Source organism: Aeromonas sobria (genome assembly GCF_006243315.1).
Lineage (GTDB): Bacteria > Pseudomonadota > Gammaproteobacteria > Enterobacterales > Aeromonadaceae > Aeromonas > Aeromonas sobria_A.
Genome location: NZ_NKWE01000007.1, coordinates 14,411 through 37,089, shown reverse-complemented (window position 1 = coordinate 37,089; position 22,679 = coordinate 14,411). Strand labels below are relative to the sequence as shown.

The following is a 22,679-nucleotide window of genomic DNA, read 5'->3' as shown; positions in this document are numbered from 1 at the left end:
TCATGATTGGGGCCACCCCGATGGCCTGAAATTGTTTTCATCCGGTTGGCTTGGTTATGCATCGCAACGGCCATGGGCCGGGCCAGAAACGACAATGCCAGCCCGAAGGCTGGCATTGTGTATCGCAGCAGAACCGCGATCATGCTTGCGGTTTTTGCATGTGCATCACCATCTGCGGGAAGGGGATCTCGACGCCTTCGGCATCAAAGGCCAGTTTCACCTTCTCGTGGAAGTCGAACCAGACACCCCAGTAATCAGCGGTGTTCACCCAGGGGCGCACCACGATATTGACCGAGGAGTCGGCCAGCGCGGCGACGGCGATGGTGACGGCCGGCTCTTTCAGGATGCGCGGCTCTTCATTCACCAGCCGCTCGAGGATCTGCTTGGCCTTGCGCAGGTCAGAGCCGTAGCCAATGCCGAAGGTCATGTCGACGCGGCGGGTATCCATCCGTGAGTAGTTGACTATGGTGCCATTGAGAATGGCTGAGTTGGGCACTACCACCATCTTGTTGTCACCGGAGGTGAGGGTGGTAGTAAAGAGCTGAACGGATTGCACGACCCCGTTGGTGCCTGCTACTTCGATAAACTCGCCCGCCTTGATGGGGCGGAAGATGATCAGCAGGAAGCCAGCCGCAAAGTTGGAGAGCGAGCCCTGCAGCGCCAGACCGATGGCCAGACCGGCGGCACCGATAATGGCGACGAAGGAGGCAGTCTGTACCCCGACCCGGCCCAGTGCGGCGATCACCACGAATACCAGAATGGCGTACTTGAGGATGCTGCCGACGAAGTGGGTGACGGTGGTGTCCAGCTTGCGGGTTTGCATTACTTTGACCACGCCGCCGCTGAGCAGGTTGGCGGCGATATAGCCGACCAGCAGGGTCAGCAGGGCGGCGGCGATATTGACGCCGTATTCGATCAGCAGTCCCTGATTATTGACCAGCCAGGTCTGCGCTTCGGTAATGATTTCGGGTTCCATAGGATGTCCTGTCAGGTTCTAAAAGGTTCATGGTGGATAAATCTAACACCGCAGCGCGACAGTCCGGGTCGCATCTGGTACTTCTTTTCTGCCATAAAAAACTGACACAAAAAAGAAGGGAGGCCTTGGCCTCCCTTCTTTTGTGCTGAATGACGCTAAAAAACCATCAGCTCTGCAGCAACTGGCTGCGGATAAATTGCCACTGGTCTTCAAACCCGGCGGTGGGTTTGAGCTTGAACTCGGAGCGCACAAACTGACTGATACGACCTTCGGTGTAGGCCAGTAGCAGATTGGCCAGCATGGTCTCGTCGAGCTGGAAGCCCTGACCTTCGCGCAGCCGCTTCTCGCGCAGTACCTGCTTGAGCTGAGTCTCCAGCTTGTCGAACAGGATGCTGATGCGATCCCGCAGGCGATCGTGTTCACCCAGCAGGGCATCGCCGTTGAGGATGCGGGTGATGCCGGGATTGCGCTCGGCAAACACCAGCAGCAGCTGAAGGATGTGATGGCAGCGTGCCATGGTGTCCTTCTCTTCCGCCATGATCAGATTGACCCGTGACAGCAGGGAATCCTCGATAAAGTCGATCAGCCCCTCGAACATCCGCGCCTTGCTGGGAAAATGCCGATAGAGGGCTGCTTCAGATACGCCGACCTCGGCCGCCAGACGGGCCGTGGTGATGCGCTGCCCCGGACTGGTTTCCAGCATGTGGGCGAGCGCTTGCAGGATCTGATCGCGCCGACTCTGTTTCTGATTACTGCTTGCCATGGATTCCCCTAAAAAAACAATGGCCTGATTCTATTATTAGACACCGCCCAAAGGGCTGGTGTGGTCTGTTATTGACGACCAGAAGAACCAAAACCGCCTTCACCCCGTTCGCTCTGATTGAACTCATCGACCAGTTGGAAGCTGGCCTGAACCACCGGCATTATCACCAGCTGGGCAATACGCTCGCCAGGCTGCATGGTGAACTCATCTTTGCCACGGTTCCATACCGAGACCATCAGCTGGCCCTGGTAGTCGGAATCGACCAGACCGACCAGGTTGCCCAGCACGATGCCGTGCTTATGGCCGAGGCCGGAGCGGGGCAGGATGGTGGCACACAGAGCCGGATCCTGAATATGAATGGCAAGACCGGTCGGCACTAGCGTGGTATCGCCTGGGGCCAGGGTCAGCGGCGCATCCAGCAGTGCGCGCAGGTCCATACCGGCAGAGCCCGGTGTGGCGTAGGCGGGCAGCGGGTACTCGGTACCGATACGGGCATCCAGAATCTTCAGTTCAATTTGTGTTGTCATGAATCGCTTGTTCAGTTGGATCTTGTGTCGGCGCCCCCTCTTGGCATGGCAAGGCGGGGCGTCATGAGTCTTGCGTTATCGGGACGCTCAGCGCCGGTAGTGGCGCGCAATCAGGGCAATAAGGTGACGGGCCAGCGTCAGCTTGTCGGCCAGCGGCAGAGGCGCTTGGCCTCCTTGCCAGAACACGGTCAGGGCGTTGTCATCGGCGTTGAAGCCCTGCCCCTCGCGGGACACGTCGTTGGCGGCGATCATGTCCAGCCGCTTACGCTGCAACTTGTCGAGGGCGTATTGTTCCACATCCACGGTTTCGGCGGCAAATCCGACGGTGAAGGGTTTGTCTGACAGGGCACCGACGGCCGCGATGATGTCGGGGTTCTTCACCAGCTTAACCACCATCTGGTCGTTGTCGCCGGTCTTCTTGATCTTCTGGCTGGCCACCTGCTCGGGGCGATAGTCGGCCACCGCGGCGCAGCCGATGAAGAGGTCACACTCGCCGACCCGGCTCATCACCGCCTGATGCATCTGCTCGGCGCTCTCCACATCGACACGGGTAACGCCAGCAGGCGTCGCCAGTGCCACCGGCCCGCTCACCAGCGTCACGTCTGCACCCGCCTCACGGGCGGCACGAGCGATGGCATAGCCCATCTTGCCGGAGCTGTGGTTGCTGATGTAGCGCACCGGATCCAGCGCCTCGCGGGTTGGACCTGCGGTCAGCAGCAGCCTGACGCCCGCCAGCAAGGGCTCGGCGGCCAGCTGCTGACAGCAGCGATCGACCAGATCGAGGGGATCCAGCATCCGGCCGGGGCCGACATCGCCACAGGCCTGGCTGCCGGCATCCGGCCCCCACAGCAGAATGCCGCGGCTGGCCAGGGTCTTGAGGTTGGCCTGGGTCGCGGCGTTGAGATACATCTGCTGGTTCATGGCAGGTGCCAGCGCGATGGGTGCCGGGGTCGCCAGACAGAGGGTGGTCAGCAGTTCGTCGGCCATGCCGGCGGCCATCCGCGCCATCAGGTTGGCGCTGGCGGGGGCGATCAGTATCAGATCGGCCCACTTGGCCAGCTCGATATGGCCCATGCCTGCTTCGGCAGAGGGATCCAGCAGGCTGTAGGCCACCGGATGACCGGAGACCGCCTGCAGGGTCAGCGGGGTAATGAACTCTTTAGCGGAGCGGGTCATCACCACCCGAACTTCGGCCCCCTGATCTTTCAGGCGACGTACCAGCTCGGCACTCTTGTAGGCGGCGATCCCGCCACTGACACCCAACAGGATGCGTTTATCGGCCAATCTCATCTGCTGTTTCTCTATCCGGCTCATTCTGACTGGTCGGCTAAGATACCACAGGCAATGGATGACGACAGGGGTTGGCATCAAGGGGTGTGGTCGGGTGCGCGCAATTTTTTGCTATGTTTTCTCTCAACAGGGATGAGGGAGAGACAAATGAGCATTAAGGAGTGGCCGGAGGATGAGCGACCCAGAGAGAAGCTGCTGCGTCAGGGGCCCGCTGCGCTCTCCGATGCCGAGTTGCTCGCGATCTTTTTGCGCACTGGCGTCAATGGCCTGAGTGCGGTGGATCTCTCGCGCAACCTGTTGAATCAATTCGGCTCTTTGCGCAGCTTGCTGGGGGCGGATCAGCGCGCATTCTGCGAGGCGCACGGCTTGGGCCCTGCCAAATATGCCCAGTTGCAGGCGGTGCTGGAGATGGCCAGACGTCATCTGGCCGAGCAGCTGCAACGGGGCGATGCCCTCAGCTCGCCCCAGCTAACCCGGGATTACCTGCAGGCTCAGCTGCGAGATCGGCCGCGAGAGGTATTTGCGCTGTTATTGCTCGATAACCAGCACAGAGTCATTCAATTTGTTGAGCTTTTTTACGGCACAATCGATTCGGCCAGCGTCTGGCCCAGAGAAATCGTGCAGATCGCGCTCAAACATAATGCAGCAGCGGTGATTCTGGCGCATAATCACCCGTCCGGCGTCGCCGAGCCCAGCAGGGCCGACCGCCAGATCACGGATCGGATCACGGCCGCCTTGGCCCTGATCGATATTAGAGTGCTGGATCACTTGGTGATCGGTGATGGCATCACGGTTTCGTTTGCCGAGCGCGGTTGGTTATGACTGTGCTCCGGCTCCGTATTAGTTGATCTTTGATCATGGATGCTGTATAAAATGCCGCCTTCTGTTTGCCCCGCAATCGAAGGCCAGCGGGGCAGACATTTGCTCGAGCAATTGAAGTAAGATTTGGAGAGACGGACATGTCTAGAGTATGTCAAGTAACCGGCAAGCGTCCGGCCGTTGGTAACAACCGTTCGCACGCAAACAACGCTACCAAGCGTCGTTTCCTGCCGAACCTGCACACTCACCGTTTTTGGGTTGAGGGTGAAAAACGCTTCGTAAGCCTGCGCGTATCCGCAAAAGGCATGCGTATTATCGACAAGCGTGGCGTTGAAGTGGTTCTGGCTGAACTGCGCGCCAGCGGTGTTAAGGTATAAGGAATTAGATCATGGCTAAAGGTATTCGCGATAAGATTCGTCTGAACTCCAGCGCCGGTACTGGTCACTTCTATACCACTACCAAGAACAAGCGCACCATGCCCGAAAAAATGGAGATCAAAAAGTTTGATCCCGTTATTCGTCAGCATGTGATCTACAAGGAAGGCAAAATCAAGTAATTACTTGATGCTGCATTCCCAAAAACCCGGCTTCGTGCCGGGTTTTTTTATGGGCGGAATTCAGTACACTGCCGGAGCGAAAGGAGGCTTGCCATGTTCAAATTGAGCCGCAAAGGCTGGAATAACGTGATCATCGTGGTGGTGCTGATCGTGATCACTCTGCTGCATCGTATGGAGAGTGCCCAGCAGGAGAACAGCGCCAAACGTGCTCGCCCCTTGCTGCCTGATGCGGCCGTAGTGCTCACCTGGCAGGGGCCGAGCTGGCAGATAGAGCGGATTGGCCAGGGCTGGCGCAGTGGGGCGGAGCTGGGGCTCAACAGTGAGCAGCTGGCTGCCCGTCTGGCCCGTTGGCAGAGCTGGTTGTTGCCCCCCGGCGAGGCGGTGCGTGGTACGCCGGTGACCATCAAGGTATGGCTGGCCGGCCAGAACGATCCGGTCGAGATCGGCCTCTATCAGAACAGTGGTCAATATGGCGCCCAGCTGCCATCCGGTCTCTGGCTCTCTCTGACAGCCGAGCAGTATCGCGATCTGCTGCGTCCCGCTCCCTGAGTTCCTTTTTCTTACGAGGTTCCAATGCCTGAATTGCCAGAAGTTGAAGTCAGCCGTCAGGGGATCTCCCCCTGGCTCACCGGCATCAAGGTGACGCGCGTGGTGGTGCGGGATGGCCGCCTGCGTTGGCCGATCCCCGGTGAAATTCAGGAGCTGGTGGACCTCACCATCCATCGGGTGCGTCGCCGTGCCAAATACCTGCTGCTGGAGACCGATTTCGGCACCGCCATCCTCCATTTGGGGATGTCCGGCAGCCTGCGGGTGCTGGATATCGGCACGCCAGCCGAGAAGCATGACCACGTGGATATCGAGCTGGAGAATGGCAAGCTGCTGCGGCTCAACGATCCGCGCCGCTTCGGCGCCCTGCTGTGGACCCGTGAACCGGCTGAAGCTCACGCGCTGCTGGCCAAGCTGGGGCCCGAGCCGCTCACCGACGCCTTCAATGCCGATTACCTGCGCGAGCGTGCCAAGGGGCGCAGCACCGCCATCAAGCAGTTCCTGATGGACAATCAGGTGGTGGTCGGGGTGGGCAACATCTACGCCAACGAGGCGCTCTATGCCGCCGGTATTCACCCCAAACGGGCGGCGGGCAATATCAGTGGCGAGCGGTTGGGAACCCTGGTGGCCGAGATCAAGCGGGTACTGGCCGAGGCCATCCGTCAGGGGGGCACCACCCTCAAGGATTTCACCAGCGCCGATGGCAAGCCGGGCTATTTCGTGCAGCAGTTGCAGGTTTATGGCCGTGGCGGTCAGCCCTGTTTCCACTGTCACACCCTGCTGAGCGAGATAAGAATGGGGCAGCGCACCACGGTTTTTTGCAGTCATTGCCAGCGCTGAGCGCGCTTTTTGCCCCGATCCGGGGGAAGTTGTAACAGCGTATTGCCACGCTGTTGAAGATTTGCACAGCTGTCACTAGTATCCCGACCGTTCAGGCGGTTTGAGAATATAAAAATGACAGTTAAATCAATAGACTGGGAATATTTATCCCGGCAGGAGCGCTATTGCGCAAAATCCATGGCCCGCTTCCTCTACCCGGAGGGGGATGACCGGAAAACCTTCAATCGCGGCAAGTTCGTGCTGCGTAGTCTGCTCTATCGCAAGTCGCTGAGCCGGGTTTTCAGTCTGTTTCAGTGCGACTCGCTCAAGGCGCTGCCAGCGATGTATCCCGAGCTGCTCGACAAGCCGATGCGCCCCTATCGCTTCGCCTGTGCCAGTGCTCGCCAGCGGGCCGAGATGCTGGAAAACCACTACCGGTTGCAGCTGGAGTGCTACCCGCAGCTGATTGACCCGCTCTATCTGGGAGAGGGGATCGGGCTGGGACACTATCCCCAGAGCGGCTGCCGCATCCTGCTGCGTTACGATGGCACTTTCCGCCGCGAGGCCGAGCTGGCGCTCTCCATCGTCAATCCCGAGGGGCAGCGCCTCTACAGCTGCGCCTTTTCGCTGGCGGGCAGTAAGGATCGTTTGATTTTGATGATCGGCTCCATGCAGGGGCCGGAGCCCGCGGTCGACAATGCCCAGGATCGGGTGCGCGAGCTGACCAAAGAGGGGCACGGCCTGCGGCCCAAATCCCTGCTGGTGCAGCTGGTGCTGCAACTGGCGCAGACCATGGGGGCGGCGGAGGTGCGGGCGGTGCGCAAGCGGGCCCATGTGTTTCAGGCCAAGCGCTATAGCAGCAAGCAGAAAGCCAACCTGCAGGCCGATTATGACGAGCTGTGGCAGGAGTTCGACGCCCGGGATGTGGACGCCAACTTTGTCGCCCTGCAAGCCCAGCCGCGCAAGCCGCTGGAGGAGATCGCCTCCAAGAAGCGGGCCATGTACCGGCGCCGCTATGAGTGGCTCGATCTGCTGGTGCAGGAGATGGCCGAGCAGTTTGCCCGTCAGTAACCGGCAAGCAGGCGGACCTCTCCATAACGAGACAGATACAACAAGGGCTACCCGCGGGTAGCCCTTGTGCGTTGTTGCCGTCGGGAATTGCCAGTGTGGAAGGGGATCACCCTTTCTGCTTGGTGGCGATGGCCTGGGCTACCACAGGGTCGACAAATTGGCGGATATCACCGCCGTGCAGCGCCACCTCTTTCACCAGAGTGGAGGAGATAAAGGAGTTCTCCTCCGCCGGGGTGAGGAATACGCTCTCCAGCTCCGGCATCAGGCGGCGGTTCATGTTGGCTAGCTGGAACTCGTACTCGAAGTCGGAGACGGCGCGCAGGCCGCGGATCAGCACGTTGGCCTGATGCTCTTTGGCAAAATCGACCAGCAGGCCGGAGAAGCCCACCACCTTGACGTTGGGCAACTGGCTGGTCACTTGCTGGAGCAGCTGGACCCGCTCTGCCAGATCGAACAGCGGGCGCTTGCTCGGGCTGTTGGCAACGCCGACCACCACCTCGTCAAACAGCTTGGCGGCGCGGCCGATCAGGTCAGCGTGGCCATTGGTCACGGGATCAAAGGTCCCGGGATAAATTACCCTGGTAGTCATGTTTGCAGTCCTGCAGCCTGTAAATTTGGTCGCATTATAGGGGGGATTTGGCTGTTATCGCGACAGCCGACGCCTCAGAATTTATTCGCTGCGCGGTGTCCGAGGTAAATTTTGCTGGTTTTAATCCATGTCAGCAGGTCTCTTCGCTTGAGAATAGCCCTGCATCAGGCAAGAATACGCCCATCGCGCATCAAGCCTCCTTGCAGTGGTGACAGGGAGCAAAGGGATTTTTATGAAACGTATTCTGGTCGTTCGCAATGACAAGATTGGTGACTTCATGCTGGCATGGCCGAGCTTCGCCATGCTCAAAGGATCCATGGCGTGTCATGTGACGGCGCTGGTTCCAGCCTACACGGCGCCGCTGGCCCGGCTCTGCCCCTGGATTGACGAGGTGATCATCGATCCGGGCGTCGGTGCCGACAAGGAGCAACAGCGCGCCCTGCTGGCCCGAGTCAAGGCAGCGGCGTTCGATGCGTCCATCTGCTTGTTCTCCAACTCCCGCAACGCCATGCTGGTGTGGAAGGCGCACATCCCCTACCGGTTGGCCCCGGCGACCAAGCTGGCGCAGGTGCTCTACAACCAGCGGCTGGTGCAGCGTCGCTCCCGCTCCCAAAAGCCGGAGTCCGAGTACAACCTGGAGCTGATCCGCCGTTTCCTGGCCGATCAGCAGGTGGCCATGGTGGAGCCCAAGACCCCCTTCCTGCAGTTCGACCCGGCAACCCTATTGCAGGTGCGCGAACAGCTGGCGCTCAGGCTCAAGCTCGACGTTAACCGCCCCTGGCTGATGGTGCACGCCGGTAGCGGCGGTTCGGCCAACAACCTCTCCATCGAGCAGTACGCCCGCATCATCATCAAGCTCAATCAGGCCTGCCCCGAGCTGCAGTGCGTGCTGACCGCAGGTCCGGGTGAGGAGAAGATCGCCGAACAGCTGGCTGCCGAGCTGTTGGCCCACGGCGGCAACGGCTGGATCTACCGCTCCAGCGACGGCCTGCCGATGTTCTGTCAGGTGCTGGCCAACGCCGCGCTGTTTGTGGCAGGCAGTACCGGGCCGCTCCACATCGCTGGTGCGCTGGATGTGCCGACCATAGGTTTCTTCCCGATGCGCCGCTCCGCCACCCCGCTGCGCTGGAAGCCCCTCAACAGCGAAGGTCGTCACCTCGCTTTCAGCCCGCCGGAGGATAGCGACCACCCGGAGGATATGAGCCAGCTCGATCCCAAGGCCATGGTACCGGAGATGGCCCGCTGGGCGGCGCCTTTCTGGCAGAAGTAAGGTATCCAGCAATGCAAACAGGGCCCCGCGGGGCCCTGTTTCGTATGGCAGTTATTCCGGCTGCTGTGGCTGCTGGCGCACCCAGAGGTCGGCGTATTTGACGAAGGTGGAGTGGGCGGAGAGGATCGCCAGCAGCAGTCCCTGTTTGCCATCGAGGAAACCGGCTTTTAGCAGGTACATCTTGAGGAAGCAGCCGACGGCGTGGAGCAGCCCCTGACTGAGGGAACCCTTCTTGCCGCGAGCGGTGCGCTGATCGGCCCAGGCACGGGCATAACCGGAGGATTTGACCAGATAGTGCTCCAGATCCCGATAGGTGAAGTGGAGCAGGTCGCCATGGAGATTGACGATCTTCATGTTGGCCCGCACTTCCACCTTCTCGTGCACCAGCGCTTCGTTGTAGCTGGTGAGTGCCTTGGGATAGAGACGCAGCACCCGATCCGGATACCAGCCGCTGTGACGGATAAAGCGGCCAAACACCCAGGAGAGGCGCGGGATCGAGTAGATGGTATCGCTGGCCGGATGGGTCATCACATTGGCGATGGCGGTTTTCAGCTCGGGAGTGAGCCGCTCGTCGGCATCCAGCCACAACACCCAGTCGGACTGCACATGGGACTGCGCCAGTCGGCGCTGCTTGCCAAAGCCCGGCCACTTTTCGTTGACGAAGAAACGGGCGCCAAATTCGGCGGCGATGGCCGGGGTCTCGTCCTGACTGCCGGAGTCCAGAATGACGATCTCGTCCACCAGTCCGTCGAGGGAGGCGAGGCACTTGCGCAGGTTGTCGGCTTCATTCTTGACGATCAGAACGGCAGCCAGAGTCGGTTTTTTCACAAAATTGGGCTCATGGTTATTGCCCGGCTGGTGGGGCGAATGGGTATTGATGGGCCATTCTAACGGAAAAACGGGCCAAAGAGAGAGCCGCCATTGCCCGTTTCTGCCTGCTTCGCTGGCGTTTCGTCTCGCCCGGTTGGAAGAGGGTCACTGCTGGAAAAATGAGGTTGCTGGGGGGATTGGCAAGGATCTTCTGTTATTTATCCGACCATTCTTGGGGCATAATCTCGCCCAGTGATGATTAACAGTCGGGCCTGCCCCGAGAGAAGACGCGTGATGAAAATATTGGTGATCGGCCCCTCCTGGGTCGGCGATATGGTGATGTCCCAGAGCCTCTACAAGGCGATCAAGGCCAACCACCCGGAGTGTGAGCTGCACGTGATGGCGCCATCCTGGTGCTGCGCCCTGCTGGAGCGGATGCCGGAGGTGGACAAGGCGATCACCATGCCCCTTGGCCACGGTGACTTCAAGCTGGTGGCGCGCCGCCGTCTCGGCAAGCAGCTGGCGGCCGAGAAATACGATCAGGCCATCGTTCAGCCCAACTCCATGAAGTCGGCTCTGATCCCCTGGTTTGCCTGCATTCCGGTCCGTACCGGCTGGAAGGGCGAGAGCCGCTACGGCCTGCTCAACGACCTGCGCAGCAACAAGTCTGCCTTCCCGCTGATGGTCGAGGCCTATCTGGCGCTCGCCTATCCCAAGGAGCAGATGAAGAGCCGGGCCGATATCCCGACCATTCCGCATCCGGCGCTCCACGTCGATCTGATCAACCAGAGCAAGGCGCTGGAGCGACTGGGGCTGGATCGCGCTCGCCCGGTGCTGGTGCTCTGCCCCGGTGCCGAGTTTGGCCCCGCCAAACGCTGGCCGGAGGGGCACTACGCCGTGGTGGCCCAGCAGCATCTGGACGAGGGGTGGCAGGTGTGGATCTTCGGCTCCAACAAGGATCTGCCGGTCGGCAACACCATCCGGGATCGGGTCAATCTGCTGACCCGCCCCAACTGCCATGTGCTGGCGGGCAAGACCAGCTTGCACGAGGCGATCGATCTGATGGCGCTGGCCAGCCGGGTCATCTCCAACGACTCCGGCCTGATGCACATCGCCGCCGCCCTCAACCGGCCGCTGGTCGGCGTCTATGGCTCCACTTCGCCGCTCTACACCCCGCCGCTGGCAGATCGGGTCGAGATCGTCCACACCGACATCGAGTGCCGCCCCTGCTTCAAGCGCACCTGCAAGTTCGGCCATCTCAAGTGCCTGATCGACTTGCCGCCGGAGCAGGTGGTCGATGCCTGCAAGAAGCTGGAGCAGAGCCAGTAAGATGTCCTACCGTCTGCTCTATAACCTGCTGATCCATCTGGGATTGCCGCTGGCACTGCTGGCGCTCTACAAGCCGAAGAAGGGCAAGCCCGGCTTTGGCGAGCGCTGGGCCGAGCATCTCGGGCGACTGCCCGCCACCGGACAGGATGCGCCGCTGTGGATCCATGCGGTGAGCGTGGGGGAGACGCTGGCCATCACGCCGCTCATTCGTGCCCTCAAGGCCGAGCGGCCCGATCTGCCGATCTTGCTCACCACCACCACCCGCACCGGCGCCGAGCAGGCCGCCAAGCTGGGGGATCTGGTGGTGCATCGCTACGCGCCGCTCGACTACCCCTGGGCGGTGGCGGCTTTTCTCGACACCTTCAAGCCGCGCGCGCTCTGGGTGATGGAGACCGAGCTGTGGCCGAACTGGCTGGCCGCCTGCGAGGCGCGCCATCTGCCGGTGACCATCATCAACGCCCGCCTCTCGGAGCGATCCTGCCAGCGTTATGCCCGCTTCCACGGCGCCTTCGACGCCCTGAGCCGACCGCTGAGCCATCTGCTCTGTCAGCATCAGGATGATGCCGACCGCTTCGCCCGCCTCGGTATCGGCCGCGCACGGCTGGCGGTGACCGGCTCCATCAAGTTCGATATCCAGTTTGGTGACGAGGTGCCGGCCAAAGGGCGTGCCCTGCGTCAGCAGTTGGGCGCGGAACGTCCGGTCTGGATCGCCGCCAGCACCCATCAGGGTGAGGACGAGCAGGTGCTGGCCGCCTTCGATCTGCTGCTCAAATGCCATCCCGATGCGCTGCTGATCCTGGTGCCGCGCCACCCCGAGCGGTTCGACCGGGTGGCCGAGCTGTGTGCCCCTTACGGCTGTGTGCGGCGCACTGATGGTGCTGCGGTGAGTGCGGAGGATAAGGTCTATCTCGGCGATACCATGGGGGAGCTGCCGCTGATGCTGGCGGCGGCCGATGTGGCCTTTGTCGGTGGCAGTCTGGTGAAGATCGGCGGCCACAATCTGCTGGAACCGGCGGCGCTCGGCAAGCCCTGCCTGACTGGCCCGGCCTACTTCAACTTCAGCGACATCACCCGCCAGCTGGTGGCTCAGGGGGGCGCTGTCATCGTGGCCGATGCTGCCGCACTGGGCGAGCGGGTGAGCCAGCTGTTTGCCGACGTGACCGCCCGTCGCGAGATGGGGGAGCAGGCCCGCGCCGTGGTGCTGCGCAATCAGGGGGCGCTGGCCCGCACTCTCTCTCACTGCCTCGCGGCGCTGGAAAACGACTGACTCCCGGCCATTCACATCCGGCCATTCCTTATCGATGGTCAGCCATAAAAAAACGGAGCGCGATGCGCTCCGTTTTGTTGTTGGCGATGGCCGGGATTAGCGAACAATCAGCCCCAGCAGGATGCCCAGCACGCCGAAGTCGGAGTCGCTGAAGGTGGTGTTGGCGAAGCCGAGGTCGCCCAGCACCGGCAGCAGGAACACCGGCAGAATGGTGAGCAGCAGCAGGCCGTTGGCGAAGGAGCCCAAAATGGCGCCGCGACGACCACCGGTGGCGTTACCGAATACCCCGGCGGCCGCGCCGACGAAGAAGTGCGGTACCACGCCCGGGATGATGACGGTCAGCCCCATCACGTAGAGCAGCGCCATCCCCACCAGACCGGCGGCAAAGCTCGACAGGAAGCCGATCAGCACGGCGTTGGGGGCGTAAGGGAAGACGATGGGGCAGTCGAGGGCCGGTTTGGCGTTCGGTACCAGCTTGTCGGAGATCCCCTTGAAGGCCGGTACGATCTCGGCGATGACCATCCGCACACCCTGCAGGATGACGTAGACGCCCGCTGCGAAGGTGATGGATTGCATCAGGGAGAACATCAGCCAGTGTTTGCCCTTGGCGACGCTGGTCACAAACTCGGGACCGGCGAAGGCGGCGGTCACCAGGAAGATGATGCCCATGGTGAAGGAGATGGCCACCGGGGTGTCGCGCAGGAACAGCAGGCTCTTGGGCACCTGCACATCTTCGCAGCTGTGGGCCTTGTTACCGAATTTGGCACCGATCAGGGCGGAGAGTACGTAGGAGCAGGTGGAGAAGTGGCCCAGTGCCACATCATCGGAGCCGGTGATCTGTCTCATGAACGGCTGGGCAATCGCCGGGAAGAAGACCATGGCGACACCAACTACCAGGCTGCCGACCGCGATCAGCGGCACGCCGCTCATGCCACCGGCAGAGAGGATTACCGCCACCATCATCGACATGAACAGGGTGTGGTGACCGGTCAGGAAGATGAATTTCCACGGGGTCAGGCGGGCGATCAGGATGTTCACCAGCATGGCGAAGAACATGATCATCGCCATCTCTTTGCCAAATGAGGTCTGGGCGATGGAGACGATGGCCTCGTTGTTGGGCACCACGCCCTTGATGCCGAAGGCGTGCTGGAAGATGACGGCGAAGTCACCCAGCGAGTTGATCACCAGGGTGGCACCGGCCCCCAGAATGACGAAACCCATGATGGTCTTGACCGTGCCCTTGATGCACTCGGTCACCGGCTTTTTCTGGGCGATCAGGCCAATAAGTGCAATCAGGCCAACCAGTACGGCGGGCTCTGACAGCACGTCAAACATCAGAAAATTGAAAAATTCCATGGTCAGCTCCTGGCAATGGAAGATGCGGCCCGCAGGCCGCATGGAGGATGCTTAGAGGGCGCCCAGTTCGCGCAGGGCGGTGGAGAGCTGCTCTTTCATCGCCACCTTGTCGACCATGTTGGCGAGGGTCACCAGTCGGCCATTGACGCCCATGGATTGCAGCTGCTCGGCGATGTCGCGGGTGGCGACAAAGATCTCGGCGGTTTCGCTACCGGCGGAGGCCAGATCGCGGTGATCCACTTCGGCAGTGACCGCCAGCTCTTTCAGGATGCTCTTGATGCTCATTTCCATCATCAGGCTGGTGCCCAGACCGTGACCGCATACAACCAGAATTTTCATCGTCTCTTCCTTTGTCAGGTGCGCCTTGGCGCAGATCAGTAGCGCGCCAGAATGCGCAAGATGTCGTCTTTGGTGTCGGCCGCAATGATGGCCGCCACGTCCTCTTCATTCATAAACAGCTCGGCCAGCTGGGCGATGGTCTCCACATGGGAGTTGCTGTCGCTGGCTGCCAGGGTCACCAATAGCTGGACCGGGTCGTTGCCTTCGGAATCAAAGTTGACTCCCTGCTTGATGACGGTCAGACCCAGACCCAGCCGGTTGACCCCATCCTCGGGGCGAGCGTGGGGCATCGCCAGACCGGGGCCCAGCACGTAGTAGGGGCCGAGCTCTTCGTGGGAGCGAAACAGCGCCGCCACGTAGGAGGGCTCGATGGTGCCATTGGCCAGCAGGGGTGCCGTGGCCAGCTCGATGGCATGGCGCCAGTCGCGGGCGGCAGGCTCGATGCGGATGACATCCTCGGTCAACAGTTGAGTCAGCATGGTGGTGATCCGGCTAGTTAAGATGGGGCCAATCTAACCATCTTGCCGATGAGAAACTGTGAGGCTGATCGCGAAAGTTAGCGCTATCAGATAGCGCTAACATGAAACTGTGATAGCGCTATCACTTCATCCATTAACGGGAGTCATCTTGCCCCCGTGATCCGGGAAAGAGGGTAGAATCGGCCCTGAGCAAATAGTCAGTGCCGCACTTTTGCCTTAAAGTGGGCAGCCGCAAGTCAAGGATGGGATGGATGTCAGAAGCAAAGAAGCGCCGTAGCACCGGTCGGGTGACCCTCAACGATGTGGCTCAGCTGGCCGGGGTGGGAGCCATGACGGTCTCCCGCGCCCTGCGCACTCCCGAGATGGTCTCCGACAAGATGCGCGAGCGTATCGAAGCCGCGGTGGAAGAGCTCGGCTATATTCCCAACCGGGCGGCCGGGGCGTTGGCGTCTGCCACCTCCCAAACCATTGTGGTGATCGTCCCCAGTCTGGCGGAAGCAGGTTGTGGCGAGATGATCGCCGGTCTGCAGCAGACCTTGCTCGATGAGGGCTACCAGATCATGTTGGGGGATGCCCAGCACCTGAAGCAGCAGGAAGAGAGCCTGCTGACCAGCTTTCTGCAGCACAATCCGGCGGCGGTGGTGCTGTTTGGCGGCGATCTCGGCGAGACGATCCGGGCCCGCCTGAAAGCCTCTCGTCTGCCGGTGGTGGAAGTGGGGGCCATGGCCCGCAGCCCCATCGACATGAATGTGGGGGTTTCCAACTTCGATGCCGGTTATCAGCTGACCCGTCACCTCATCGAGCGGGGTTATCGCAATATCGGTTTTCTCTGTGCCCGTCAGGAGCAGTGGATGCTGCAACAGCGGATGCAGGGCTGGCAGAAGGCGCTGCTCGACAATTACCTCTCCCCCGATGCCATCATCAACACCTCGGAGCGGCCCAGCTTCAGCACCGGCGCTACCATGCTGGGAGAGTTTCTGCTGCGCTGGCCCGAGCTGGACGCGCTGATCTGCGTTAACGACGAGCTCGCGGCGGGCGTGCTGTTCGAGTGCCAGCGGCGTCATCTCGCTGTGCCCGGCAAGCTGGCCATTGCCGGATTCGATGATCTGGATGTGGCGCGGGCCTGTTATCCGACCCTCACTTCGGTCAGGATCCCCTATCGCAAAATGGGGCAGGAGGCCGCCGAGCTGATCCTGCGCCAGCTGGCCGGGGAGTCCGTGAGCGGTACTGCTCTGGCTCTCGACTTTCAACTGCAAAAGCGCCAAAGCAGCTGACTCCCATTTCACACGTCATCAAAGAGGCAACCATGTTCAAGGCTCTGTTACTGGAAAACCAAGACGGCAAGACCATTCCGACTCTGACCCGGCTGGCCGAAAGCCAGTTGCCGGAAGGTGAAGTGCGGGTGGCGGTCGCCTACAGCTCCATCAACTACAAGGATGGGCTGGCCATCACCGGCAAGGGCAAGATAGTGCGTCAGTGGCCGCTGGTGCCCGGCATCGACTTCGCCGGTACCGTGCTGGAATCTGCCGACAGCCGTTATCAGCCCGGCGACAAGGTGGTACTGACCGGCTGGGGCGTGGGTGAAGGGCACTGGGGCGGCATGGCCGAACAGGCACGGGTCAAGGGGGACTGGCTGGTGCCGTTGCCCGCCGGGCTGGATGAGCGGCAGGCCATGTGCATCGGCACCGCCGGTCTCACCGCCATGCTTTGCGTGCTGGCGCTGGAAGAGGCGGGCATTACTCCCGAAAGCGGCGAGGTGCTGGTCACCGGCGCGGCGGGCGGTGTGGGTTCCACCTCGGTTGCTCTGCTGGCCGCGCTCGGCTATCAGGTGGCAGCGCTGACCGGTCGCCCCGAAGAGCAGGGGGCCATGCTGACTGCGCTGGGCGCCAGCCGCATCGTGCCGCGCAGCGAACTGCTGGTGCCCGCCAAACCGCTGGAGAAACAGCTGTGGGCCGCTGCCATCGACACCGTTGGCAGTCAGGTGCTGGCCAAGTTGTTGGCCCAGATGAACTATGGCGGCGCCGTGGCCGCCTGCGGGCTGGCCGGTGGCTTTGATCTGCCGACCAGCGTGATGCCCTTCATCCTGCGCAATGTGCGGTTACAGGGGGTCGATTCGGTGTTGTGCCCGTTTGAGCGTCGTCAACTGGCGTGGCAGCGATTGGCGCGGGATCTGCCTGCCAGCTTCTTCGCACAGGCGGTCACCGAGATCGGGCTGGAGCAGGTGGTCGCGGCCGCCGAGGCCATCACGCTGGGTCAAATCGCCGGACGCACCCTGGTCAAACTTTGATCTCCCCTTGACTGGCGAGCCCGACATTTCCGGATAAAATTGGAGTGCGGGTGAACTATCCAAGGAGAGTGAAGATGGGTGGACACAAGCCGGATTACGACTCCTCTGATGACGAGTGGGATCCGGAATCCTGGGAAGAAGAGCTGGATCAATGGGAAGATGAAAGCTGGCAGGATGATGACACTTTCGATGACCAGTGAACCACAGCATTAAATGAACAGGCGGGCTTTGGCCCGCCTGATTTTTTTGCCGCGCTCACAAGGTTGACTGTTCGCCCTTGGTCAGTGCCGGGCTGCTGGGTAGAATGAACAGCCCAAATGACACTCAAGGATGACTATGCGACTCACCATCATATTGTTGGCTGCCCTGCTGGGTGGCTGCGTCTCGAACGATGATCCCTGCGAGAAGGTGTGGAGCGAGGTGGGGGAGGCGGATGGCAAGCTGGGCTTCACCAGTGAGCGGCTCGAGTTTCATCAGGATCTGTGTGGCAAGAAGGTGGATGCCGAGCTATGGGAGCAGGGACGCCAGAAGGGGCTGGCCTGGTATTGCCGCCCTGAGCATCTCTATCTGGCTGGCCGCTCCGGCAGTGAATATCGCGGTGTCTGCCCCAACGATACCCAGGCGCGCAGATTATTCGATCAGGGGCGTCACGGCTGGACCGATCAATAACGCCCTGGTTGAGAGGGGGTTACTCCTCTTTCAACCGCAGCGGCTGGCAGAGATAGCCCTTGTCATTGGCACTGCGGGCACACTTGCCGCAGACAAACTTGGGTTTGCGCACTATCTTGCGCAACGCCTTGAGATCGGTGGGGATCTCGTGACGGCGCCACTCACACAGGGTTTTACTGCCCATAACGACTACCTCTACGACTCGATGGGCGTATTGTAATCGATTTTCATTTCGAATAAACCGGCGAAGCTCGCCTATTGGCCGATATGCCAATAAGCGACTGTTTCGGGAGGGATTACTGGTAGAGGAACTTGGTGAAGATGAGCTCGCGCACCGCTTTTTTGCCGGTCTCTTTTACCAGCAGCTCGTTGACCTTGGTCTCGCACTCCTTGCGCAGCTCTTCGCGGCTGACCAGAGATTTGATCTGATCGGCGCTCTTGCTGCCCATCAGGCGGATGATGGTGTCGCGGATCAGCGGGTCATGCTGCTCCAGCAGCTTGAGATCGGCCTCGTTCTCCGCCATCAGCTCCACCGTGACCCGGATATAGCCGAGGGTTTTGCCATCGCTCAGATAGTTGGTGATGATGTCGGGATCGAGCGCGTGGTAGGAGAAGCCCGGCTTGGCGGCCGCAGCGGCCTCCCCCTCTGCGGGCGGCTCCTCTCCCCCGGATGCATATACCTGAAGTGCGCCGCAACTCAGTAACAACACCAGCAGAATTTTGAAGATCTTCATATAGATGGTTCATCAGCAAGAGATACCCCATTTTTGATGCTGCCATCGGGGCCGTCAAGCACGGATGTTCTTACATTTCGCTATTGATTTACGGATAATAAACCGGATTTTAACCTGAACACGGAAATCTCTGGATGGTGAAGCTGTGAATTCCGAGTTGACTGTTCCCCTCACGCCATTAAGCGGCTGGCTGGCCCCTGAATGTTGCGAGTTGCCCGCCAGCTTGCGCCCCTGGCTGCTGGAGCCTGGCTCCATGACCCGGCGCCTGCGCCAGCACAATCGCCACTTCTCGGTGGCATGGCTGGGCAATCACCCGGTCGCCCTCACTGCCGATGAGCAGTGGCTGGTGGATTCGGCCTCGCCGGTCGGCACCTGCCGCGAAGTGATCCTGCACGGGGATCGAGGGCCCGCGGTGCTGGGTTGGACCCTGTTTGCCGATGGTGCGCTGCAAGGGAGTGGCATTGCCGAGCTTGGCGAGCAGCCGCTGGGTGAGCGGGTATTTGGCCATGAGCCAGCTCGTCGTGATCATTTGCAACTGGCCCGTTTTGAAATCGCCGACAATCCCCGCTGCCCGGCAGCTATCGTCTGGGGGCGTCGTTCCCGTCTGTTTCTGGGGCAGTGGCCACTGCTGGTGCACGAGCTGTTTCTGCCCTCTCTCGTCTGTGACAAGGAGCTGGAGTGAATCTGTTAACCAAGGAGCGGGGACTTGCCTACATGCAGTTGGCCCGCGTCGATAAACCTATAGGCACTCTGCTGCTGCTGTGGCCAACCCTCTGGGCGCTCTGGCTGGCCGCTGGTGGCCTGCCCAATCTCTGGGTGCTGACCGTGTTTGTGATCGGAGTCTTTCTGATGCGCTCGGCTGGGTGTGTCATCAACGACTATGCGGATCGCAACTTTGACGGCCACGTCAAACGCACTGCTGGTCGGCCCTTGCCCACGGGCAGGGTCAAGCCGTGGGAGGTACTGGCGCTCTTTTTCGTGCTGGCGATCATCTCGTTTGCGCTGGTGCTGACCATGAATCCGCTCACCATCGGCCTGTCGTTTGTCGGCCTGCTGCTGGCGGTGAGCTACCCCTTCATGAAGCGCTTTATCTCCAACCCCCAGCTGGTGCTCGGGATGGCCTTCTCCTGGTCGATCCCGATGGCCTATGCGGCGCAGGCGAATGCCCTGCCGCTGGTGGCCTGGCTGCTCTTCTTCGCCAATCTGCTGTGGACCGTGGCTTACGACACCCAGTACGCCATGGTGGATCGGGATGACGACCTCAAGCTCGGGCTCAAGTCCAGTGCCATCCTGTTTGGTCGCCATGACAAGCGGATCATCGGTGCGCTGCAACTCGCGGCGTTGCTGCTGTTGCTGGCGGTGGGCCATCTGATGACGCTGGGCGGCTGGTATTACTGGGGATTGCTGGGGGCGGCGGTGCTGTTTGTCTATCAGCAGCGGCTCATTCGCGAGCGGCAGCGGGAAGCCTGCTTCCAGGCGTTTCTCAACAACAACTATGTGGGGGCGCTGGTGTTTGCCGGTCTGGTGCTCGACTACCTGCTGGCGTGATAGAGCGCTGAGTAGAACTGGATAAAAAGAAGGCCGCATGATGCGGCCTTCTTTGTTTCTGGTTGCTGATCAGAGCTGGTTGCCCGCCTGAATGGTACGGCGGATCTTGTTGCTCAGCAGCGGCACTATGTTGTCGGCCAGCGCCTGGAAGCGGCCGAGATCCGGCTTGCACTCGGGGGTGAGGTAGCCCTCTTTGCGCAGGGTGTGGATAAGGGTGCTGAACAGCTTCTGGTCGAAGAACTCGGGGGCGTTGATGCCGTGCAGGGTGCCGAGGCGCTCTGCCATCATCAGGCCGTCCGCTTCCAGCTGCTCCGCCTCGATACGCGGCTGGGCCAGTACCCGGGTCAGCACGATGGCGTAGCGTTGCAGGGTCTCCTGAATGCTTTCTGCCAGCAGCAGCAGGCGCATCTGGTTGCCCGGATTAACCCAGTAACCACCATCGCGCAGCTCAATCAGTTGCTGGGCTTGCAGGGCATCGAGCAGGCTGTCTACCACCGTAGGTAGATCTTCTTCCTCATAATGCAGGAACAGCTCGGTCTTGAGTAGCGGATAGATGTCGATGCAGCGGGCTGCGATCTCGCTGTGGGAGATCCCCTCGCAACGCTCGATCAGCGCCGCCACCAGGGAGGGCATGGCGAACAGGTGCAAGATGTTGTTGCGGTAGTAGGTCAGCAGGATCGCCTGATAGCGGTCCAGACTGATGATCTGCCCCAGCTTGTCCTCGCTCACCTCGAACTTGTTGAGCTCCATCGCCTGATCCAGCAGGGTCTTGGCATCCTCATCCGGGATTGTGCTCTGTGGGCTGTAGGGCACCTGCTTGAGCAGATCCAGATAGGTGTTGAGCTGGGCCTGCAACTCGTCGCGGGTCAGGGCATGGCGCTCGGCCGCCAGCAGTGCCAGCGCGCTCAGGGTCAGACCGTTGACGGCGGCAGCAGCATTGATGCGAGTCATCAATAGCTCGGCCAGATTGTTGACTGTGCCCGCCATCCATTCAGGGCGATCCTCTTCGCCGATATGGGATTTCCACTCCGGGACGTGTTCACTGAGGTAACTGTTGAGGGTCAATGGCTCACCGAAGTTGACGAAGCCACGGCCGTAGTTACGCAGCTTGCGCAGAATGCCGAGCACCTGCAGGAAGCTCTCCTTCTCCTTGCGGCTGCCCTTGAGTTCGTTGTGGTAGGTGTTCACCTCCATCACGTGCTCGTAGCCCAGATAGACCGGCACCAGGGTGACCGGGCGATCCAGCCCGCGCATCATCGCCTGCAGGGTCATCGCCAGCATGCCGGTCTTGGGTGGCAGCAGACGGCCGGTGCGGGAGCGGCCCCCTTCGGTGAAGAACTCCACTGAGTAACCCTTGGCAAACAGCAGGTTCAGATATTCGCGGAATACCGTGCTGTAGAGCGGGTTGCCCTTGAAGGTGCGGCGAATGAAGAAGGCGCCGCCATGGCGGAAGATAGGGCCTGCTGGCCAGAAGTTGAGGTTGATGCCTGCCGCTATATGGGGCGGCACCATCCCCTGATGGTAGATAACGTAGGAAAGTAGCAGGTAGTCCATGTGGCTGCGATGGCAGGGCACGTAGACAATCTCGTGCCCTTCCTGCGCCAGCTGGCGAACCTTCTCGGCGCCATTGACCGACAAACCGCGATAGAGCTTGTTCCACAGCCAGCCGAGGAAGCTCTCGCCAAGGCGGATCAGCCGGTAGGAGAAATCGGAGGCAATCTCATCCATGTAGCCGTGGGCGCGCTTTTGCGCCTTCTCGAGGCTAATGCTCTCGCGCTGGGCTTCTTCTTCAATGGCTTGCTGGATCACCCCGGAGTCGAGCAGCTGCTTGAACAACAGGTTGCGGTTTGGCAGTTTCGGTCCGGTGGCGGCCAGCTGCTGGCGACTGAAGTGGGTGCGGGCCACCCGCGCCAGCTTGTGGGCGATGGCCTCGTCGGTGCCGTGTTTGTCTGCCATGTGGCGCAAAGAGAGCGGCGGCGAGAAGCGCACAAGATTCTCGCGACCCTTGAGGATCACGATCAGCGCCTTCTTCAGGCGGTTCGGTGCCAGGCTGCTGATGATGTTGAGGCCGGAGGCCTCTTCCCCTTCCCGACCCGGGGCGCGGCCCCAGAACAGAGTGACGGGCACCACCTGGATATCCAGCTCGGGATCCTGCTTGTGCAGATCCAGCAGCTGATGGAACTCTTGCAAGAACGGCAGCGGCTTGCTGCGCTTGCCGAACAAGGGAGGCGGACGATCCAGACAGACATAGCGCGGCAGCAGCTGGCCATTGAGCTCCAGCGGCGTGAAGGGGCCGGGCAGGCCGAGATCCTCACAGCACTGCTGCAGGGTCATCAGGTCGGTGATCGAACTGGTTTTCAGGGCATAGACAATGGGTCTGGCCGGGTCCAGCTTGAGCTCGGTGATGGGATTTTCCGGCAAGCTCTTATGATTGACCAAGCCACTGACCGGCCATTGCAGGATGGCTCTGGATATCTTCTGCCCTATGGACATGTGCGTCTGCTCTCCAAAAAAATGCGGCGTGAGCATAGCAAATCGGCAGCCCCTTGTCGCCGAGAGGTACGATGAGTCGGCTGCGCGAGATCAAAACAGTGATAAATGCAGGGTGGGTTGCGACAAATGTCAGCTGTGCCTT

At 60.9% G+C, this 22,679-nt stretch carries 27 protein-coding genes; 15 read left to right on the top strand and 12 right to left on the bottom strand.

What is annotated here, in order from left to right; genetic code table 11:
* Positions 1-139: 139 nt before the first annotated feature.
* The 4 genes from CF137_RS02155 to coaBC all read right to left on the bottom strand — a co-directional run bounded on the left by CF137_RS02155 (position 140) and on the right by coaBC (position 3,556).
* The gene (locus tag CF137_RS02155; RefSeq protein WP_139717581.1) at positions 140-976 is read right to left on the bottom strand and encodes a mechanosensitive ion channel domain-containing protein; all 837 of its coding nucleotides are present in this window, start codon (positions 974-976) and stop codon (positions 140-142) included.
* 166 nt (positions 977-1,142) lie between these two features.
* A complete protein-coding gene (gene slmA, locus CF137_RS02150) occupies positions 1,143-1,739 on the bottom strand; it encodes a nucleoid occlusion factor SlmA (protein ID WP_033113593.1) in 597 nt (198 codons plus the stop codon).
* A 68-nt stretch (positions 1,740-1,807) separates the two neighbouring features.
* Entirely contained in the window at positions 1,808-2,266 is a 459-nt protein-coding gene (gene dut, locus CF137_RS02145; protein WP_033113594.1) for a dUTP diphosphatase, read from the bottom strand.
* A gap of 87 nt (positions 2,267-2,353) precedes the next feature.
* Positions 2,354-3,556 (bottom strand): bifunctional phosphopantothenoylcysteine decarboxylase/phosphopantothenate--cysteine ligase CoaBC, encoded by a 1,203-nt coding sequence (gene coaBC / locus CF137_RS02140; protein WP_139717579.1) that lies wholly within the window; start codon positions 3,554-3,556, stop codon positions 2,354-2,356.
* 147 nt (positions 3,557-3,703) lie between these two features.
* Between coaBC and radC the strand changes: the two genes are divergently transcribed.
* From radC to CF137_RS02110, 6 genes are all read left to right on the top strand, one after another.
* Positions 3,704-4,378, top strand: a complete 675-nt coding sequence (radC, locus tag CF137_RS02135) for a RadC family protein (RefSeq protein WP_068979342.1) — start codon at positions 3,704-3,706, stop codon at positions 4,376-4,378.
* A 137-nt stretch (positions 4,379-4,515) separates the two neighbouring features.
* On the top strand, positions 4,516-4,752 hold the full coding sequence (gene rpmB, locus CF137_RS02130) for a 50S ribosomal protein L28 (RefSeq protein WP_005321271.1): 237 nt from the start codon (positions 4,516-4,518) through the stop codon (positions 4,750-4,752).
* An 11-nt stretch (positions 4,753-4,763) separates the two neighbouring features.
* A complete protein-coding gene (gene rpmG / locus CF137_RS02125; RefSeq protein WP_005323752.1) occupies positions 4,764-4,931 on the top strand; it encodes a 50S ribosomal protein L33 in 168 nt (55 codons plus the stop codon).
* Between the two features lie 93 nt (positions 4,932-5,024).
* On the top strand, positions 5,025-5,480 hold the full coding sequence (locus tag CF137_RS02120; protein ID WP_042022642.1) for a hypothetical protein: 456 nt from the start codon (positions 5,025-5,027) through the stop codon (positions 5,478-5,480).
* 24 nt (positions 5,481-5,504) lie between these two features.
* Positions 5,505-6,317: a bifunctional DNA-formamidopyrimidine glycosylase/DNA-(apurinic or apyrimidinic site) lyase gene (mutM, locus tag CF137_RS02115; RefSeq protein ID WP_101323277.1), complete on the top strand. Its 813-nt coding sequence runs from the start codon at positions 5,505-5,507 to the stop codon at positions 6,315-6,317.
* Between the two features lie 114 nt (positions 6,318-6,431).
* Entirely contained in the window at positions 6,432-7,367 is a 936-nt protein-coding gene (locus tag CF137_RS02110; RefSeq protein WP_139717577.1) for a VirK/YbjX family protein, read from the top strand.
* 106 nt (positions 7,368-7,473) lie between these two features.
* On the opposite strand, the gene coaD is transcribed toward CF137_RS02110, so the two are convergent.
* On the bottom strand, positions 7,474-7,956 hold the full coding sequence (gene coaD / locus CF137_RS02105; protein ID WP_139717575.1) for a pantetheine-phosphate adenylyltransferase: 483 nt from the start codon (positions 7,954-7,956) through the stop codon (positions 7,474-7,476).
* Positions 7,957-8,188: 232 nt separating this feature from the next.
* On the opposite strand from coaD, the gene CF137_RS02100 reads away from it, so the two are divergent.
* Positions 8,189-9,226 (top strand): glycosyltransferase family 9 protein, encoded by a 1,038-nt coding sequence (locus tag CF137_RS02100; RefSeq protein ID WP_139717573.1) that lies wholly within the window; start codon positions 8,189-8,191, stop codon positions 9,224-9,226.
* Positions 9,227-9,277: 51 nt separating this feature from the next.
* Here the strand turns inward: CF137_RS02100 and CF137_RS02095 are convergent, their stop codons facing one another.
* A complete protein-coding gene (locus CF137_RS02095; protein WP_139717571.1) occupies positions 9,278-10,054 on the bottom strand; it encodes a glycosyltransferase family 2 protein in 777 nt (258 codons plus the stop codon).
* A 276-nt stretch (positions 10,055-10,330) separates the two neighbouring features.
* On the opposite strand from CF137_RS02095, the gene waaF reads away from it, so the two are divergent.
* Both waaF and waaA read left to right on the top strand, forming a co-directional pair.
* Positions 10,331-11,365 (top strand): lipopolysaccharide heptosyltransferase II, encoded by a 1,035-nt coding sequence (waaF, locus tag CF137_RS02090; RefSeq protein WP_139717570.1) that lies wholly within the window; start codon positions 10,331-10,333, stop codon positions 11,363-11,365.
* Position 11,366: 1 nt separating this feature from the next.
* Complete coding sequence (gene waaA / locus CF137_RS02085) at positions 11,367-12,632, top strand: lipid IV(A) 3-deoxy-D-manno-octulosonic acid transferase (RefSeq protein WP_139717568.1); 1,266 nt, start codon at positions 11,367-11,369, stop codon at positions 12,630-12,632.
* Between the two features lie 96 nt (positions 12,633-12,728).
* On the opposite strand, the gene CF137_RS02080 is transcribed toward waaA, so the two are convergent.
* From CF137_RS02080 to CF137_RS02070, 3 genes are read right to left on the bottom strand one after another with little or no spacing between them, the layout of a single operon-like run.
* A complete protein-coding gene (locus CF137_RS02080) occupies positions 12,729-13,988 on the bottom strand; it encodes a PTS ascorbate transporter subunit IIC (RefSeq protein ID WP_101319438.1) in 1,260 nt (419 codons plus the stop codon).
* Positions 13,989-14,039: 51 nt separating this feature from the next.
* Positions 14,040-14,327: a PTS sugar transporter subunit IIB gene (locus tag CF137_RS02075; RefSeq protein WP_042022659.1), complete on the bottom strand. Its 288-nt coding sequence runs from the start codon at positions 14,325-14,327 to the stop codon at positions 14,040-14,042.
* A 35-nt stretch (positions 14,328-14,362) separates the two neighbouring features.
* The gene (locus CF137_RS02070; protein WP_042022661.1) at positions 14,363-14,806 is read right to left on the bottom strand and encodes a PTS sugar transporter subunit IIA; all 444 of its coding nucleotides are present in this window, start codon (positions 14,804-14,806) and stop codon (positions 14,363-14,365) included.
* A gap of 251 nt (positions 14,807-15,057) precedes the next feature.
* Between CF137_RS02070 and CF137_RS02065 the strand changes: the two genes are divergently transcribed.
* The 4 genes from CF137_RS02065 to CF137_RS02050 all read left to right on the top strand — a co-directional run bounded on the left by CF137_RS02065 (position 15,058) and on the right by CF137_RS02050 (position 17,762).
* Positions 15,058-16,080, top strand: coding sequence for a LacI family DNA-binding transcriptional regulator (locus CF137_RS02065; protein WP_068979333.1), 1,023 nt, complete (start codon positions 15,058-15,060; stop codon positions 16,078-16,080).
* A 32-nt stretch (positions 16,081-16,112) separates the two neighbouring features.
* A complete protein-coding gene (acuI, locus tag CF137_RS02060) occupies positions 16,113-17,093 on the top strand; it encodes an acrylyl-CoA reductase (NADPH) (RefSeq protein ID WP_139717566.1) in 981 nt (326 codons plus the stop codon).
* Between the two features lie 74 nt (positions 17,094-17,167).
* The gene (locus CF137_RS22375) at positions 17,168-17,293 is read left to right on the top strand and encodes a hypothetical protein (RefSeq protein WP_256029019.1); all 126 of its coding nucleotides are present in this window, start codon (positions 17,168-17,170) and stop codon (positions 17,291-17,293) included.
* 136 nt (positions 17,294-17,429) lie between these two features.
* The gene (locus CF137_RS02050) at positions 17,430-17,762 is read left to right on the top strand and encodes a DUF2799 domain-containing protein (protein WP_162515787.1); all 333 of its coding nucleotides are present in this window, start codon (positions 17,430-17,432) and stop codon (positions 17,760-17,762) included.
* Between the two features lie 19 nt (positions 17,763-17,781).
* Here CF137_RS02050 and CF137_RS22055 read toward each other — a convergent pair whose 3' ends face one another.
* Positions 17,782-17,946 carry a hypothetical protein gene (locus CF137_RS22055; RefSeq protein ID WP_098971330.1) on the bottom strand — a complete coding sequence of 55 codons (165 nt, stop codon included), beginning with the start codon at positions 17,944-17,946 and terminating at the stop codon, positions 17,782-17,784.
* Positions 17,947-18,058: 112 nt separating this feature from the next.
* Entirely contained in the window at positions 18,059-18,496 is a 438-nt protein-coding gene (locus CF137_RS02040; RefSeq protein ID WP_101319398.1) for a flagellar basal body-associated FliL family protein, read from the bottom strand.
* Positions 18,497-18,641: 145 nt separating this feature from the next.
* Here CF137_RS02040 and CF137_RS02035 point away from each other — a divergent pair, with 145 nt between their 5' ends.
* Both CF137_RS02035 and ubiA read left to right on the top strand, forming a co-directional pair.
* On the top strand, positions 18,642-19,178 hold the full coding sequence (locus CF137_RS02035) for a chorismate--pyruvate lyase family protein (protein WP_139717562.1): 537 nt from the start codon (positions 18,642-18,644) through the stop codon (positions 19,176-19,178).
* On the top strand, positions 19,175-20,044 hold the full coding sequence (gene ubiA / locus CF137_RS02030) for a 4-hydroxybenzoate octaprenyltransferase (protein WP_139717560.1): 870 nt from the start codon (positions 19,175-19,177) through the stop codon (positions 20,042-20,044). The genes CF137_RS02035 and ubiA overlap by 4 nt, the downstream gene beginning before the upstream one ends.
* 69 nt (positions 20,045-20,113) lie before the next feature.
* On the opposite strand, the gene plsB is transcribed toward ubiA, so the two are convergent.
* Positions 20,114-22,537, bottom strand: a complete 2,424-nt coding sequence (plsB, locus tag CF137_RS02025) for a glycerol-3-phosphate 1-O-acyltransferase PlsB (RefSeq protein WP_139717558.1) — start codon at positions 22,535-22,537, stop codon at positions 20,114-20,116.
* Positions 22,538-22,679 lie beyond the last annotated feature (142 nt).

Bases quoted from the DNA above. Each gene is read 5' to 3' on its own strand.
- CF137_RS02155 (WP_139717581.1), bottom strand. From the start codon at position 976: ATGGAACCCGAAATCATTACCGAAGCGCAGACCTGGCTGGTCAATAAT.
- slmA (WP_033113593.1), bottom strand. From the start codon at position 1,739: ATGGCAAGCAGTAATCAGAAACAGAGTCGGCGCGATCAGATCCTGCAA.
- dut (WP_033113594.1), bottom strand. From the start codon at position 2,266: ATGACAACACAAATTGAACTGAAGATTCTGGATGCCCGTATCGGTACC.
- coaBC (WP_139717579.1), bottom strand. From the start codon at position 3,556: ATGAGATTGGCCGATAAACGCATCCTGTTGGGTGTCAGTGGCGGGATC.
- radC (WP_068979342.1), top strand. From the start codon at position 3,704: ATGAGCATTAAGGAGTGGCCGGAGGATGAGCGACCCAGAGAGAAGCTG.
- rpmB (WP_005321271.1), top strand. From the start codon at position 4,516: ATGTCTAGAGTATGTCAAGTAACCGGCAAGCGTCCGGCCGTTGGTAAC.
- rpmG (WP_005323752.1), top strand. From the start codon at position 4,764: ATGGCTAAAGGTATTCGCGATAAGATTCGTCTGAACTCCAGCGCCGGT.
- CF137_RS02120 (WP_042022642.1), top strand. From the start codon at position 5,025: ATGTTCAAATTGAGCCGCAAAGGCTGGAATAACGTGATCATCGTGGTG.
- mutM (WP_101323277.1), top strand. From the start codon at position 5,505: ATGCCTGAATTGCCAGAAGTTGAAGTCAGCCGTCAGGGGATCTCCCCC.
- CF137_RS02110 (WP_139717577.1), top strand. From the start codon at position 6,432: ATGACAGTTAAATCAATAGACTGGGAATATTTATCCCGGCAGGAGCGC.
- coaD (WP_139717575.1), bottom strand. From the start codon at position 7,956: ATGACTACCAGGGTAATTTATCCCGGGACCTTTGATCCCGTGACCAAT.
- CF137_RS02100 (WP_139717573.1), top strand. From the start codon at position 8,189: ATGAAACGTATTCTGGTCGTTCGCAATGACAAGATTGGTGACTTCATG.
- waaF (WP_139717570.1), top strand. From the start codon at position 10,331: ATGAAAATATTGGTGATCGGCCCCTCCTGGGTCGGCGATATGGTGATG.
- waaA (WP_139717568.1), top strand. From the start codon at position 11,367: ATGTCCTACCGTCTGCTCTATAACCTGCTGATCCATCTGGGATTGCCG.
- CF137_RS02080 (WP_101319438.1), bottom strand. From the start codon at position 13,988: ATGGAATTTTTCAATTTTCTGATGTTTGACGTGCTGTCAGAGCCCGCC.
- CF137_RS02075 (WP_042022659.1), bottom strand. From the start codon at position 14,327: ATGAAAATTCTGGTTGTATGCGGTCACGGTCTGGGCACCAGCCTGATG.
- CF137_RS02070 (WP_042022661.1), bottom strand. From the start codon at position 14,806: ATGCTGACTCAACTGTTGACCGAGGATGTCATCCGCATCGAGCCTGCC.
- CF137_RS02065 (WP_068979333.1), top strand. From the start codon at position 15,058: ATGTCAGAAGCAAAGAAGCGCCGTAGCACCGGTCGGGTGACCCTCAAC.
- acuI (WP_139717566.1), top strand. From the start codon at position 16,113: ATGTTCAAGGCTCTGTTACTGGAAAACCAAGACGGCAAGACCATTCCG.
- CF137_RS22375 (WP_256029019.1), top strand. From the start codon at position 17,168: ATGGGTGGACACAAGCCGGATTACGACTCCTCTGATGACGAGTGGGAT.
- CF137_RS02050 (WP_162515787.1), top strand. From the start codon at position 17,430: ATGCGACTCACCATCATATTGTTGGCTGCCCTGCTGGGTGGCTGCGTC.
- CF137_RS22055 (WP_098971330.1), bottom strand. From the start codon at position 17,946: ATGGGCAGTAAAACCCTGTGTGAGTGGCGCCGTCACGAGATCCCCACC.
- CF137_RS02040 (WP_101319398.1), bottom strand. From the start codon at position 18,496: ATGAAGATCTTCAAAATTCTGCTGGTGTTGTTACTGAGTTGCGGCGCA.
- plsB (WP_139717558.1), bottom strand. From the start codon at position 22,537: ATGTCCATAGGGCAGAAGATATCCAGAGCCATCCTGCAATGGCCGGTC.